19 protein-coding genes and 1 pseudogene are annotated in these 12,633 nt (G+C 44.6%); 10 read left to right on the top strand and 10 right to left on the bottom strand.

Annotated elements, in window-relative coordinates; genetic code table 11:
• Positions 1-205: 205 nt before the first annotated feature.
• The 4 genes from ntdP to fabL form a co-directional block, all read right to left on the bottom strand.
• Positions 206-742 (bottom strand): nucleoside tri-diphosphate phosphatase, encoded by a 537-nt coding sequence (gene ntdP, locus M4I42_RS14935; RefSeq protein WP_268852881.1) that lies wholly within the window; start codon positions 740-742, stop codon positions 206-208.
• Between the two features lie 70 nt (positions 743-812).
• Positions 813-1,070, bottom strand: a complete 258-nt coding sequence (locus M4I42_RS14930) for a YgaB family protein (RefSeq protein WP_268852880.1) — start codon at positions 1,068-1,070, stop codon at positions 813-815.
• A 152-nt stretch (positions 1,071-1,222) separates the two neighbouring features.
• Positions 1,223-1,426: a gamma-type small acid-soluble spore protein gene (locus M4I42_RS14925; protein ID WP_268852879.1), complete on the bottom strand. Its 204-nt coding sequence runs from the start codon at positions 1,424-1,426 to the stop codon at positions 1,223-1,225.
• A 57-nt stretch (positions 1,427-1,483) separates the two neighbouring features.
• Entirely contained in the window at positions 1,484-2,227 is a 744-nt protein-coding gene (fabL, locus tag M4I42_RS14920; RefSeq protein WP_268852878.1) for an enoyl-[acyl-carrier-protein] reductase FabL, read from the bottom strand.
• 67 nt (positions 2,228-2,294) lie between these two features.
• Here fabL and M4I42_RS14915 point away from each other — a divergent pair, with 67 nt between their 5' ends.
• Entirely contained in the window at positions 2,295-2,492 is a 198-nt protein-coding gene (locus M4I42_RS14915) for a hypothetical protein (protein WP_268852877.1), read from the top strand.
• On the opposite strand, the gene mutY is transcribed toward M4I42_RS14915, so the two are convergent.
• A complete protein-coding gene (gene mutY / locus M4I42_RS14910) occupies positions 2,489-3,580 on the bottom strand; it encodes an A/G-specific adenine glycosylase (protein WP_442864118.1) in 1,092 nt (363 codons plus the stop codon). The genes M4I42_RS14915 and mutY overlap by 4 nt on opposite strands.
• Before the next feature lie 137 nt (positions 3,581-3,717).
• Here mutY and M4I42_RS14905 point away from each other — a divergent pair, with 137 nt between their 5' ends.
• Positions 3,718-4,698: a metal-dependent hydrolase gene (locus M4I42_RS14905; RefSeq protein WP_268852875.1), complete on the top strand. Its 981-nt coding sequence runs from the start codon at positions 3,718-3,720 to the stop codon at positions 4,696-4,698.
• 19 nt (positions 4,699-4,717) lie between these two features.
• On the opposite strand, the pseudogene M4I42_RS14900 reads toward M4I42_RS14905, so the two are convergent.
• A pseudogene (locus M4I42_RS14900) lies at positions 4,718-4,988 on the bottom strand (YfhJ family protein).
• Positions 4,989-5,097: 109 nt separating this feature from the next.
• Here M4I42_RS14900 and M4I42_RS14895 point away from each other — a divergent pair.
• Positions 5,098-5,253 carry a small, acid-soluble spore protein K gene (locus tag M4I42_RS14895; protein ID WP_183183800.1) on the top strand — a complete coding sequence of 52 codons (156 nt, stop codon included), beginning with the start codon at positions 5,098-5,100 and terminating at the stop codon, positions 5,251-5,253.
• Positions 5,254-5,283: 30 nt separating this feature from the next.
• On the top strand, positions 5,284-5,445 hold the full coding sequence (locus M4I42_RS14890; protein ID WP_268852874.1) for a YpzG family protein: 162 nt from the start codon (positions 5,284-5,286) through the stop codon (positions 5,443-5,445).
• Positions 5,446-5,486: 41 nt separating this feature from the next.
• On the opposite strand, the gene M4I42_RS14885 is transcribed toward M4I42_RS14890, so the two are convergent.
• Positions 5,487-5,813, bottom strand: a complete 327-nt coding sequence (locus tag M4I42_RS14885; protein WP_268852873.1) for a YfhH family protein — start codon at positions 5,811-5,813, stop codon at positions 5,487-5,489.
• A gap of 56 nt (positions 5,814-5,869) precedes the next feature.
• Here M4I42_RS14885 and M4I42_RS14880 point away from each other — a divergent pair, with 56 nt between their 5' ends.
• Positions 5,870-6,538, top strand: a complete 669-nt coding sequence (locus M4I42_RS14880; protein ID WP_268852872.1) for an SDR family NAD(P)-dependent oxidoreductase — start codon at positions 5,870-5,872, stop codon at positions 6,536-6,538.
• Positions 6,539-6,550: 12 nt separating this feature from the next.
• On the opposite strand, the gene recX is transcribed toward M4I42_RS14880, so the two are convergent.
• Entirely contained in the window at positions 6,551-7,360 is an 810-nt protein-coding gene (recX, locus tag M4I42_RS14875; protein ID WP_268852871.1) for a recombination regulator RecX, read from the bottom strand.
• A 58-nt stretch (positions 7,361-7,418) separates the two neighbouring features.
• Between recX and M4I42_RS14870 the strand changes: the two genes are divergently transcribed.
• The 4 genes from M4I42_RS14870 to M4I42_RS14855 all read left to right on the top strand — a co-directional run bounded on the left by M4I42_RS14870 (position 7,419) and on the right by M4I42_RS14855 (position 9,607).
• Positions 7,419-8,324: a TIGR01777 family oxidoreductase gene (locus M4I42_RS14870; protein ID WP_268852870.1), complete on the top strand. Its 906-nt coding sequence runs from the start codon at positions 7,419-7,421 to the stop codon at positions 8,322-8,324.
• Positions 8,325-8,555: 231 nt separating this feature from the next.
• Entirely contained in the window at positions 8,556-9,113 is a 558-nt protein-coding gene (locus M4I42_RS14865) for a GNAT family N-acetyltransferase (RefSeq protein ID WP_268852882.1), read from the top strand.
• A 103-nt stretch (positions 9,114-9,216) separates the two neighbouring features.
• Positions 9,217-9,345, top strand: coding sequence for a YfhE family protein (locus tag M4I42_RS14860; protein ID WP_268852869.1), 129 nt, complete (start codon positions 9,217-9,219; stop codon positions 9,343-9,345).
• 82 nt (positions 9,346-9,427) lie between these two features.
• Positions 9,428-9,607 (top strand): YfhD family protein, encoded by a 180-nt coding sequence (locus M4I42_RS14855; protein WP_268852868.1) that lies wholly within the window; start codon positions 9,428-9,430, stop codon positions 9,605-9,607.
• Positions 9,608-9,630: 23 nt separating this feature from the next.
• Here M4I42_RS14855 and M4I42_RS14850 read toward each other — a convergent pair whose 3' ends face one another.
• On the bottom strand, positions 9,631-9,924 hold the full coding sequence (locus M4I42_RS14850; protein WP_268852867.1) for a hypothetical protein: 294 nt from the start codon (positions 9,922-9,924) through the stop codon (positions 9,631-9,633).
• Between the two features lie 26 nt (positions 9,925-9,950).
• Positions 9,951-11,396 (bottom strand): protein adenylyltransferase SelO, encoded by a 1,446-nt coding sequence (locus M4I42_RS14845; protein ID WP_268852866.1) that lies wholly within the window; start codon positions 11,394-11,396, stop codon positions 9,951-9,953.
• A 216-nt stretch (positions 11,397-11,612) separates the two neighbouring features.
• Between M4I42_RS14845 and M4I42_RS14840 the strand changes: the two genes are divergently transcribed.
• Entirely contained in the window at positions 11,613-12,506 is an 894-nt protein-coding gene (locus M4I42_RS14840) for a transcriptional regulator (protein WP_268852865.1), read from the top strand.
• Positions 12,507-12,633 lie beyond the last annotated feature (127 nt).

The following is a 12,633-nucleotide window of genomic DNA, read 5'->3' as shown; positions in this document are numbered from 1 at the left end:
ATAGTAGAATAATACAATACGTAATATTAAAAAAAATTTAAATTATCGAAACAAAATAAAAAAAGCTTACTTTTCATAAATAAATACGCTATTTTCATTTTAAATGTCCTTTTGTCAAATAATATGAGCACTTTCCACTTTATTTCTTTACCAAACAAAAGTGGATTTACAAAAATAAAAAACCTGCTTTTCTTTCACAGGCTTTTTATTTTCGATACGAAAGAAATTTTTCGTACCACATATCAATAAAATCCGGTGCAAATGGCCCTTTTCGTTGATGAATCCAGCTAATGAGCTTTTCAACGTTGTTTTTTAAAATGCGATCGATCACCTCAGGATAATTCATTTCTTTTCGGTGCCGTTCGTATTCGTCTTCGTCCAAAAGGACGTACGTCATATTCGGAAATACTTTCACGTCTAAATCATAATCGATATATTTGAGCGCTTCTTTGTCGCGCACAAATGGAGAGCTAAGATTACAGTAATAATAAATGCCGTCTTCGCGAAACATGCCGATAATATTAAACCAATGCTTCGCATAAAAAAAACAAATGGCCGGTTCCCTTGTCACCCATGTCCTCCCATCCGCCTCCATGACCATCGTCCGGTCGTTGGCAGCGATAATATAATTTGGAGTACCTTTTAACACCATCGTTTCCTTCCAAATTCGGTGAATGGAACCGTTATGTTTGTAGCTATGAATTTGAATGATCTCTCCTTCGCGAGGATATTCTATCGTCATACATTTCCCTACTTTCACTTGGGTGTTTCTTTTTTTATTATAACGATTATCAAACAAAAGAGCCATCAAATCATGATGATGGCTCGCTCATTTGGCATTGGTATGACTGAATCACTTCTTCCGTTTGTTTTTCAAATAGTTGTTGAATTTCCGCTAATTGTCGTTTCATTTGTTCAATTTCTTCTTGAATCGATTGTCGTTTCGCTTCGTTTTGTAGTGCGCTAAGCTCTGCTTCAAGCGCCCGGCATCGCTCGATTTCTGATTGCAAAAATAGAAGCTGCTCCATCGTTTTAAGCTGCTCTCTTACTAACTGATCAAAACGCTCCATTTCCGCTCTCCCCTTTTTTTCATTTTTACTTTTTTACATTCGGGAAGAACGGGGCAAACTCCTTTGACTATTGATGTAGAGTATTGGGAACTTTTGTCGAGCGTTTCCAATAAAAATCGGCACCCCTCGCGAAAAGAGAGGTGCCGACTTTGCTATTTGCTTTGATTTGGCGTCGGGCGCGTTGTATTTTGCGATTTGCGTGATTCCGATTGTGCGTTTTGTTGTTTCACTTCTTGAATGTTCGTTTCCGCCGCAAACTCTGTGCCAAATTGTCCAGCTTGTGCCGATTGCGCATTTTGTTGTCTTACTTCTTGAATGTTTGTACCGGCAATCGTTTTGTTCGGTTGTTTTGCCATTGTCATCACCTCCACGACTTTTAATGTGTCCAAGAGGTGATTTTTTATCCATGAAAATTATATGAGTAATGATCTGCCGCCATCAACGATAATTGTCTGTCCGCGAATCATCTCCGCCTGATCGGACAGTAAAAATAAGACGGCGTTGACAATGTCTTCTGGCTCGACCATTCGTCCGGCTGGCGTTTTCGCAATCGCATCTGCGAGCAGTTCCTCGCGGTTTGGAAAATGTTTGAGTGCATCAGTATCTACCGCTCCGCCGGATACGGCATTGACGGAAATGTTTTTCGCGGCCAACTCGACCGCTAAATAGCGGGTAAGCGATTCGACCGCTGCTTTCGACACACCGACCGCTGTATAATTTTCTAAATAGCGAATCGAGCCGAGCGAACTGATGCTCACAATTTTGCCTCCTCCTACTTTTTCCATTCGCTTCGCCGCTTCTTGTGCGCAAAACAAGAGCGCTTTACTGTTAATGTCCATCGTCCAGTCCCAATGAGCTTCTTCCAATTCCATGGCGGGACGCAACACACCGGAAGCGGCGTTATTAATTAAGACATCCACTCGACCAAACGCTTCGTCAATTTGCGCAAACATTTCTTGAATTTTTTCGACTTTGCCGACGTTCGCCTTGACGACGAGCGCTTTGCGGCCGAGCGCTTCAATTTCGCTCGCTGTTTGTAGCGCTGCTTCCTTGCTGCGGGCATAGTTAACAACAATATTATATCCTTCTTTTGCGAGCCGAAGCGCGATCGCTTTTCCGATTCCGCGGCTACTTCCTGTGACAACTGCTACTTTCATCGTTTCTCTCCCCTTATGTATAATGTCATCAGCTGTTTCACAACCTATGCGAAAGGAGGGACAGCTAATGTATGCTGGTCGCGATATGACCGAACTTTCGATGATGCCGAAAGCAAAATGGAAAAATAGCGAGTTAGCGTTTTTTCATCATGCACTCCAACAAATCACGCCATATTTAAACGCCGAAGGGCAAACCATTCATCACGAAATTATGGAAGAAATTGAAGCGCGTGGCGGTCTAAAGGAAGTGGAGGCGATTCGTTAGTTCGCCTCTTTTCCTCGCCGCTTATACTCTTCCCAAAGCCGCTGATGTGACACGGGGAACGCGTATTGCTGCAGCTCTTCCTCACCGACTAGTTTCAGTCGTTCGGTTTCGACTACATCGCCCACAATCGTACCATAGTAAGCAACAATGTTCCAGACTAAATGGGAAAAAACGTGCTGCAAGGCAGCAAACGGAAATTGTAGCGTGACGCTTACCCCATACCTCTCTAAAAAAAACGATTCTAATTGTTGTTTTCGGTTTTCTGAGGCGATTTCGCAATTCGGAAATTCCCATAAATTCGCTAGCAACCCGTCGCTGTCACGTTTATGAATGAGCACGCGCCCCTTTTCGTCAGCGACAATCGCGGCCACGATGTCCACTTCTTTTCCTTTCATTTTTTTCGTTTTGACCGGTAATTGTGCCTGCGCTCCTTCATGGAAGGCGCGGCAATGGCTGCGAACAGGGCAAAGCAAACACGCTGGTTTCCTTGGAACACAAATTAACGCTCCCAGCTCCATAAGCGCCTGATTAAAATATGATGGTTGGTCGCGAGCGATAATGGCGCGGACAATCTCTTCGAATAACGTTCGCGTTTTCGCTTTTGCAATATCTTCCCATACGAGAAAAATACGTGACAACACGCGCATGACGTTGCCGTCGACCGCTGGTTCCGGGATTCCGTAAGCAATGCTTAACACCGCACCCGTCGTATATGGACCGACACCTTTTAATTTTGAAAATTCCTCGGCTCGATCAGGGACTTTTCCCCCGTACCGCTCTTTCACTTCTTTTACCGCCGCATGCAAATTGCGAACGCGCGAATAGTAGCCAAGCCCTTCCCACGCTTTCAACACTTTTTCTTCATCGGCATCCGCAAGCGCTTCTAAAGTCGGGAACTGCTCCATAAACTGTTGAAAGTACGGAATGACGGTGTCTACCCTTGTTTGCTGCAGCATCACTTCCGATACCCAAATTTTATAAGGATCCGTTTCTTTCCGCCACGGCAACTCGCGCTGTTCTCGTTCGAACCATTCAATGAGGTCGCGTTGAAACCTTTCTGTCGCAAATCCTTCAAGAAATGGGGTAATTTTTTCGTTCACGATGACTCCTCCAAGATGATAAACTAATGATAGTATCTCGCGATTTTAAAAAAATTGCAATTGTCCAAGCGTCATTGGAAAATATGGATATACTATGAAGCAGAAACTTAAAGGAGGATTTTTCGTTGGATACAGGAACACATATCGTCATGGGCGTAGCGTTAGGGAGTATGGCGACACTTGACCCTGCCGTTAGCCATGACCCCGTTTTAGCCCATGCAGTACTTATTGGTGCATTAGCTGGCTCCCAAATACCAGATATTGATACGGTCTTAAAATTAAAAAATAACGCCAAATATATTCGCAACCACCGCGGTATTACGCATTCGATTCCAGCGTTGTTCCTTTGGCCACTGCTTTTAACAGGGATTCTCGCCTATTTTTATCCAGATGTGAACGTTTTTCATCTTTGGCTATGGATTTCGGTTGCGGTTTGGTTGCACGTATTTGTCGACTTGTTTAACGCGTATGGAACACAAGCGCTTCGCCCATTTACAAAAAAATGGGTAGCTTTTGGCGTCATTAATACGTTTGACCCAATCATTTTCGGACTTCATCTTGTAGGCATCGGGCTATTGTTTCTCGGGACACAACCTGGCTATACGTTTTTAGCGATTTATGCGATTCTCGTTGGATATTATGTCGTTCGATTTCGGCAACAAGCAGCGATTAAACGGGCAATCCAGCAGCAAATTTGCGACGTGGAACAAATAATTACCGTGCCGACCTTTCGTTTTCGGGAATGGCATTTAGCGATTACGGCGAAAGACTACTTTTACGTGGCACGCGCGAAAAATGGTGTCATTTATCTATTGGACACGTTCGAGCGCTGTCCGGTTCCTGCCCATCCAGCTATTGAAGCGGCGAAGCAAGATGAAAACTTAGCGGCGTTTTTATCGTTTTCGCCAGTTTACCGTTGGGAAGTAAACGAATATAGCGACCATTACGAAGTGCGCTTTACCGATTTGCGCTACCGCAGTAAAGGATATTATCCGTTTGTAGCGGTCGTCCAGCTCGACCTTAATTTTCAAATCGTCAGTTCGTATACTGGCTGGATTTTTAGCGAAGGGAAGTTGCGTAAAAAATTAGAACTTATTCCAAGCTAACCCGAGCATTTCGCTCGGGTTAATGTTTCAAATAGTCCTCTTGGTTCAATAGATGCTTATATTTTGGATTCGTCGTCCGAAACTCGTGCAGATGCGCCCCATACTGGGTCAATCCATTGGCGAACAACCTTTTCCGTCATCTCTTTTCCTTTATACGAATAGCCAGCACGAGCGTATGTTGTTTCAAAATCTTCCCAAAGCAGTTCGACCCATGTGCGCGCCTGTGCGTACGCAAGCGAATCATTTTTTTCCAACAAATAATTCGTTAATCGTTCAAAATACTCGTTCATCGTTTCACCTCCCTTTTGTACCAACATTTGAACTACATAACCACTCGGCCATTCGCCATACTAAAAATGTGTTGGGCCAACACAAGCGAATGCCGAGGAGGGATGAGTCATGCGGAATAAAGCAAAAAGTTTTCCTAACCAAAATAATAACAAATTGGAAGGCGAACCGCGCGCAAAAGCAGAGTATGCTTCTAAACGCGCCAACGGGACGATTAATACCCACCCGCAAGAACGCATGAGCGCCTCCAATCAACGTGATGAGTAACCGCTTTTCCAATAGTGAGGAGGTACTCGAATGGGTCGACATAAACGAAAAAATTTTTACGACAACTTATACTCCAATCCGTTCCAGCAACCGTGGGCCAACCCGAAGCATGCCCATTCCCAAGTGAATGGGGAAACCCAGCAAACACTTGATTTAATTATTTTAGAACGGCAAACACGAAAACAATCATAACGAAAAAGGGTGCTCCAACTGAACGGAGCACCTTCCGTATGTTACGGTTTCGTAAGCAAGGAAATCGGTAGCGCCTCTTCGCTTCCATCACCGGTTAATCGGTATCCCCACGCAAATACGCCGTTCAAATAACGGATTTTAAACAACGAACCTGGATCACCGTCAATTTCGTATATATCTCCCGGTCGAAAGTCTTCTGGGTTCAATAAATACGCTTTTGCCATCGCGATTTTTCGTTCATAGACCGCCAGTTCATTCCCCATCCCCATTTGCTCAGCTTTGCGCGCTTTTTCGGTCAGATGAGCAATTTCTTGCTTCAATTCATACTCCGTCATTTCGCTGTACCGTTTTTGTTGCATCTTTTCCACTCCTTCCGTTTGTTATATGATAATCATGATGAAATCATGAAATGGAGATGTGCACGATGAAAACAATCGTCATTACCGGAGCCGGTACAGGCCTTGGCAAAGAATTGGCGCTATTATACGCCGAGAAAGGGTACGCGGTCATTTTGCTTGGAAGACGCGAATCCCCGCTGCTAAGCGTCCAGCAAGAAATTGAAGCCAATAATGGAACGGCATTCGTTTATCCACTTGATATTCGCCGCTATGACGAAGTAAGCGAAACAGCGAAAACGATTTTAAAAAAACATCGTGTCACGTGCTTAGTGAATAACGCCGGCATCGGCTATTTCGGACCGCTTTCCTCGCTTTCGCACGAGCAAATTGCCGATATGATTGCGACAAATATTAACGGAACAATTTATATGACAAAAGCGTTCCTTCCATACTTCCGCCTGTTGCCGAAAGCAAAAATTATCAACATTATTTCTACCGCTGGCTTGCGCGGGAAAGTAAACGAATCCGTTTATGTGGCAACGAAATTTGCCATTCGCGGGTTTAGCGAAAGCCTTGTCAAAGAGCTCGACCAAACGAATATTTCCGTCACGGCTGTCTATATGGGAGGCATGGACACCCCGTTTTGGGAAGGAAGCGACCATATTCAAGATCGCGCTCGCCTGCGGTCACCTCGCCAAGTCGCTGAACAAATCGTTGCCCAAGAGAACGGACAGCCAGAGATCATCATTGAATAGCGGACGTTTCCGCTATTCTTCATTTAATCGTAGTAACACTTTCTCGATTTGTTCTAGCGAAAATCCTTTCCGGTAAAGCGCTTGTTTCATTTTTCGTTCGTACTCCCATCCGCTGTAATGAGCGTAGCGGCGATGGATTTTACGCGCGTGGTATTCGAGCGCTTCCCACTCTTCTTCTTCCGTTTGCCAGTCGTCCATGTCGGAGAGTACGTCGGCGATGACCGCGCGTGAAAAGCCTTTTCGCTGCAAAAGTTGCATAAGTTGTTGCTTCCATTCCAGCGACGAACGTTTTTTCGACTGCTTTTTCGCCTTTTCTACTATCTTTTTCGCCGTTTCTCGTTGCTTTTCGATTGGAAATAGACGCAAGCTTTCGTCGATTAGTGCTTCCGCAATTCCGAAGTTTTCTAACTCTTGCGCAATAACGATAGGGCCTTTTAACGTTGTGTTCATTTGGGTGCGCACAAACGCAAGGGCAAATTCGCGGTCATCTACGTACCGGTGTTTCCTTAGTTCGTGCAATACGTCGCGAATAATAGCATCTGTATGTCCTTTTTTCTTTAAATGATCGACGATTTCTTTCTCCGAACGCATGCGCGAAGCAAGAAATAATAATGCCGCATGATACGCTTTTTTCACCGCATCTGCATATACTATTTCCTCGAATGTAAATTCATCCAATTCCGTCCCTTTTTTTAAGCAAAATTCAACTAACACGTTTTGGTCGACGCTAATGGACGTCGTTTCGCCATTTTCGTGCAACAAATAAAGAACAAACCGCTCATGGTCGCGGGGGTCTGCCGCAATTTTTGTCACCAGCCACATTTCCAACACCTCATGATTTATAGTACCATAAAAAAAATGAGGGGAAAGGGTGGTTTTTTTGAACATTGCTATCGCCGGTGGAACAGGATTTGTTGGAAAAGCAGTAGCAGATTATTTCAAAAAACAAGGGCATCATTTGTACGTATTAACGAGAACCCCACATACGTCGACTTCTCCAAATGTTCACTATGTGCAATGGCTTACTCCCGAAAGCAAGCCAGAGGCAGAACTTCCTCCACTAGATGCAGTTATCAACTTAGCAGGGGAATCGATTAATAATGGACGATGGACGAAAGCGCGAAAAGAACGAATCATGCAAAGCCGTATCCAAGCAACAGAAGAAGTGATTCGGATGATTCGTCGCTTGCCAAAACCGCCAAACGTCCTGATTAACGCAAGCGCCATTGGCATTTATGGAACGTCGCTTACCGATGTATTTACTGAAAAATGTTCGCACATCGGAAATGACTTTTTAGCACAAACCGTATTCCGTTGGGAACAAACAGCGAAACAAGCAGAAACGCTCGGGGTTCGCACTGTTTTTGCCCGTTTTGGCATCGTGCTTGGACTTCACGGCGGCGCTCTGCCGAAAATAGTGGCGCCTTACAAATGGTGGATTGGCGGAACGATCGGTTCTGGGGCGCAATGGATGTCTTGGATTCATCTTCATGACGTCGTTCGAGCAATCGAGCATGTATTACAGCACAATATATCAGGGCCGGTTAATTTTACAGCACCGTTTCCAGTAACGATGGAACAGTTTGGGAAAACGATTGCTCGCCTTCTTCATCGCCCGCATTGGCTGCCTGTCCCAAGTACCATGCTTCGCCTTTTGCTTGGAGAAATGAGCATGCTTGTTTTAGAAGGACAAAACGTGTTGCCAAATAAACTGACGGAATCCGGTTTTATTTTTTCCTTCCCGTCACTTGAAAAAGCGCTCTATGATCTTTTAACAAAAACTTAACAAAAAAGCTATTTCTTTTTTCCGTATAATGATGTATGATAGAAGAAAGCTGTGCATATCACAACTGGATATCGTCGTCAATAAAGGGAAGGCAAATGGTGCGCCACCAGCGGAAAGCTGGTTCTAGTGGGTTCGATTCCCACCCCGAAATTTTTTGATTGAAATAAATTAAAAAATTTCGAGGGTGGTTTTCCCACGTGTAAACTGCCCTCAGAACAGGAGGGAAACATGATTCTAAAAAAACGCGAATTGCAAGATTGTCAAGCGCTTTATGAATTAATGGTGCACCCTGAGGTCTTCCCTTTCGTGCGCCAAAAAGCTTATTCGTATGAAGAATTTTTGTTTGTCACAAAGCAGACGATCGAGGCAGAAGAACGAGGTGAATTGATTTCGCGGACGATCATTGATGAGTGGGGCAACCCAATCGGAACGATTAGCTTATATGATATTCAAGATGACGCCGGCTTTTTAGGCACATGGCTCGGAAAGCCGTATCACGGGCAGGGGTATAACCAGCGCGCCAAACAGGCGTTTTTCAACGAGCTGTTTTACGAGCTGTCGATTCAAACGGTGTTTATGCGCATTCGCAAAATCAATGTCCGCTCGACAAAGGCGGCGGAAAAGCTGCCGTATGTGACACTAGCGAACAAAACGAGAAAAGCGTTGTTCGAGCAGATTAATCAAGGGGAAGACATTTATAACTTATACGAAATTTCCAAAGACAATTACACGCTTTATACGTTGCGCTGTCCGTTGTTATTAGAAGAGCAGCAGCGAAAAGAAGCATAGCGGAAAAGGAACTGTTTCACAAGCGTGACAGTTCTTTTTTATGCTTAAAAAGCAAAAAGATTGGAAAAAATATGAATACATTTTAGGAAAGTGAGGGATGGACATGGCTGAAAAACGGAAAGCGGAAAAAACGAAAAGCACGTTATCAAGTGCGCAAGAGGTAGCCTATGCCCGCGATTTTAAAATAGCGGATCAAGCGGGCGGGTATACCGCGAAAAAGGCGCGGCATTAACAAAAAATTCTATTTATACTTTTTTCCCATTACGTCATCCTAAGTGTGAACCGCAATGCTATGACACGAAGGAGGAATTGGCATGGGTCGATCTCGAGGACAAAAGACGCGCGATAAAAATAAATCATCGCTTCCGCAAGTGCCGAAGCAATTGAAGTCGGACGGCATGGATGTGGAGTATTCGCGCGATTTTGCGGATCATGAAGATTTAGAAGCGGAAGCGCGCGCAGCTGCGGCGGGAATCCGCCAGCGCAAGCGCTGAACTAGAAAATGAGGCGGCTCTTTTTACAGAGCCGCCTCCGATTGTCCATCTGTCTGCAAACTCGGTATTTCCACCACCGATTCAATGCGAATCCATTCTGGTTTCAACCGGTATTCTTTCGTTTTTTTTAACACCACTTGCCCAGCCGCTTCTTCCGGCGAATCGGCATACACAAGGCTTCTTCCTTCCAACACACTCCCATCTTCCACCCACGAATGCCAACACACGCGGTAGGCTTTCATTGTATTCACCTTCTGATTGTTGTTGTCATTCTTATTATATAATATTCCTTTCTTGTCGACATTCATATCTTTCATGTTCCCCGCTTCCTCCTTTCGTTCAATCACGTCCCACAAAACGTTCTATATGGTCGGTCAGACGGCGCGGGCGGTTGGGCGTAATCGTCTTGTTCTTTCGTATACGCATAAGGGTCAGAAAGGGCATGAAGCAATCGCTCCATCACGCTGTAATCTCCCCGTTCGACAGCTGCTTCTAACGCTTCTTCTACGCGATGGTTGCGCGGTATAATCGCAGGATTATTTAGGCGCATCAACTGTTGCACTTCATCTTTTGTCATGTCCTGTCTATTTACTCTTGCTTGCCAACGTGTATGCCAATCGCGAAATTCCTCCGCGCAAAAATCCCATTCATCTAGCGCTAAAGCGCGAAACGTATTCGTATAATCGGCTCGATGTGTATACATGAGATGAAGCAACTCACCAATGAGCTTTTTATCTTCCTCTTCTTCCGTACAAAGCCCAAGTTTTGTACGCATCCCTTGTAGCCAATACGTTTCATACAACGTCGGAAACTGAGCGATCGTTTCCTGCGCTAGCTCAATCGCTTTCTCCTCTTCGTCATGTAAAAGCGGCAATATGCTTTCCGCAAAGCGTGCGATGTTCCACCCAGCAATATACGGCTGATTGCCATACGCATACCGACCTTGCGTATCAATCGAACTAAACACCGTCCTCGGATCATACACGTCCATAAACGCGCATGGACCGTAATCAATCGTTTCTCCACTAATCGTCATATTGTCCGTATTCATGACACCATGAACGAAACCAACTAATTGCCATTTCGCAACAAGCGCCGCCTGCCGCTTCATCACTTCCTCAAGCAAGAAAAGATAGCGGTTCGGGGCATTTTCAAAGCCGGGAAAATGCCGTTGTACCGCATAATCCGCTAACGCTTGCAGTTCCTCAATCGTTCCCCATTGCGCCGCGTATTGAAACGTCCCGACACGCAAATGGCTGGAAGCGACGCGGGTTAAAACGGCGCCTAGCAGCTCGGTTTCGCGAATGACGACTTCACCAGTTGTGACAACCGCTAAACTGCGCGTTGTCGGGATCCTAAAGGCATGCATCGCCTCGCTAATGATATATTCGCGCAACATCGGCCCAAGCGCCGCGCGACCATCCCCGCCGCGCGAATACGGCGTTCTTCCTGATCCTTTCAACTGAATATCGAATCGCTCCCCCTGTGGCGTTATTTGTTCACCAAGTAAAATGGCGCGGCCATCCCCTAGCATATTGAAATATCCAAATTGATGTCCGGCATACGCTTGGGCAAGCGGCTCAGCCTCTTCAGGAATTCGGTTTCCGGCAAACACCGCAACCCCTTCCTCACTTTCTAACGCCGCTGCGTTCAATCCGAGCGATGCCGCTAACGAACGATTGAGTACAACAAGCTCCGGTGCGCTGACAGGCGTTGGATTGATTCTCGTAAAAAACCGCTCGGGCAAGCGAGCATAACTGTTATCAAAGTTCCAGTTGGTGTTCAACATATTCCCCTCCTGCATTAAATGTTCCAGTCCAACACTTGTTCTTTTTTCACTGCTTCTAACTCCATACGCAAAAATTGTAGTTCTATTTGTTTTTCAGTATACCCCATTTTCCTTAACAACGCTGCGGTGACGGATTGTTATGACAAAATTCTAACAAATGATGACAATGAAAGGAGGCAACAGGTATAATAATAGTAAAAAGCGGAGGGTAACAAAATGGCGCACGGAATATCGTATCACGCTAAAGATATTTTGTTTAAGTCGCTAAGCGAATTGTATCGTAATCAAGCGCTTGATGTGTACGGCCTCCATGATCTTCCGAAAATTAAGGCGCTTTTGCCTAATGAATTTCCGTCGGTGCGAGCCGATGAAAAGCGTTCTGACACATTATTTCTTCTCGAAGACGATTCCATTCTCCTACTTGAATACGAAAGCAACGAACGGTTTATCGACAATCATCTAAAGTACCTCGATTATGCTTACCGAATTTTGTACACATACTATAAACAAGAAAAACGACTGAGACACATTCGCATCGTAGTTATTTACACAAGCGATGTAACACGAAAGTATGAACAATTGCATGCAGGTCATGTATTCATTTCTTCGAAAGCTGTACTGCTTTGCGAATACAATGGTGATGCGATTTTCCAAACGATCGAAGAAAAAGTTCGCAATAACGAACCGCTAACAGCAGAGGAAACGATGAAGCTCATTCTCGTTCCGCTTATGCATAGCCGTTTTGACCGACAAATGATGATTGAAAAAACGATCGAATTGGCAAAAAACATTCACGACGAACGAACACAATTGCACGTCATCGCTGGCATTTTAACCGCCACCGACAAATTTATTGACGAACAATACGCACAAAAAATAAAGGAGTGGATGAAAATGACAAAAGTCATGCGCTTGCTTGTCGAGGAATTGGAGCAAGAAAAAGAAGAAGCGGTAAGAAAAGTGATCGAAGCAAAGGAAAAAGAAGTACACGAAAAGGCACTTGAAATCGCGAAAAATTTATTAGACGTACTACCGATTCACGAAATTGCAAAACGAACAGGGCTTACAATTAGCGAGGTTGCTGATTTGGCGAAGGAAATGGAGAAATAATAGCTTATCGATGATGTCGCTTTTCGTGTATGGTACGATGACTATGCATGAAAGTGTAAAGGGGCTCATGTCTATGGATAATAAAATTAACCAAATAAATAAAAATGATTGAAAATTTTTATAAAAA

This window comes from Anoxybacillus sp. J5B_2022 (genome assembly GCF_026847645.1).
In the GTDB taxonomy this organism is placed as follows: Bacteria; Bacillota; Bacilli; order Bacillales; family Anoxybacillaceae; genus Anoxybacteroides.
This window is presented reverse-complemented; position numbering and strand designations above follow the sequence as displayed.

Bases quoted from the DNA above. Each gene is read 5' to 3' on its own strand.
- ntdP (WP_268852881.1), bottom strand. From the start codon at position 742: ATGACGATAGAATATCCTCGCGAAGGAGAGATCATTCAAATTCATAGC.
- M4I42_RS14930 (WP_268852880.1), bottom strand. From the start codon at position 1,070: ATGGAGCGTTTTGATCAGTTAGTAAGAGAGCAGCTTAAAACGATGGAG.
- M4I42_RS14925 (WP_268852879.1), bottom strand. From the start codon at position 1,426: ATGGCAAAACAACCGAACAAAACGATTGCCGGTACAAACATTCAAGAA.
- fabL (WP_268852878.1), bottom strand. From the start codon at position 2,227: ATGAAAGTAGCAGTTGTCACAGGAAGTAGCCGCGGAATCGGAAAAGCG.
- M4I42_RS14915 (WP_268852877.1), top strand. From the start codon at position 2,295: ATGTATGCTGGTCGCGATATGACCGAACTTTCGATGATGCCGAAAGCA.
- M4I42_RS14895 (WP_183183800.1), top strand. From the start codon at position 5,098: ATGCGGAATAAAGCAAAAAGTTTTCCTAACCAAAATAATAACAAATTG.
- M4I42_RS14890 (WP_268852874.1), top strand. From the start codon at position 5,284: ATGGGTCGACATAAACGAAAAAATTTTTACGACAACTTATACTCCAAT.
- M4I42_RS14880 (WP_268852872.1), top strand. From the start codon at position 5,870: ATGAAAACAATCGTCATTACCGGAGCCGGTACAGGCCTTGGCAAAGAA.
- recX (WP_268852871.1), bottom strand. From the start codon at position 7,360: ATGTGGCTGGTGACAAAAATTGCGGCAGACCCCCGCGACCATGAGCGG.
- M4I42_RS14860 (WP_268852869.1), top strand. From the start codon at position 9,217: ATGGCTGAAAAACGGAAAGCGGAAAAAACGAAAAGCACGTTATCAAGT.
- M4I42_RS14855 (WP_268852868.1), top strand. From the start codon at position 9,428: ATGGGTCGATCTCGAGGACAAAAGACGCGCGATAAAAATAAATCATCG.
- M4I42_RS14850 (WP_268852867.1), bottom strand. From the start codon at position 9,924: ATGAAAGATATGAATGTCGACAAGAAAGGAATATTATATAATAAGAAT.
- M4I42_RS14845 (WP_268852866.1), bottom strand. From the start codon at position 11,396: ATGTTGAACACCAACTGGAACTTTGATAACAGTTATGCTCGCTTGCCC.
- M4I42_RS14840 (WP_268852865.1), top strand. From the start codon at position 11,613: ATGGCGCACGGAATATCGTATCACGCTAAAGATATTTTGTTTAAGTCG.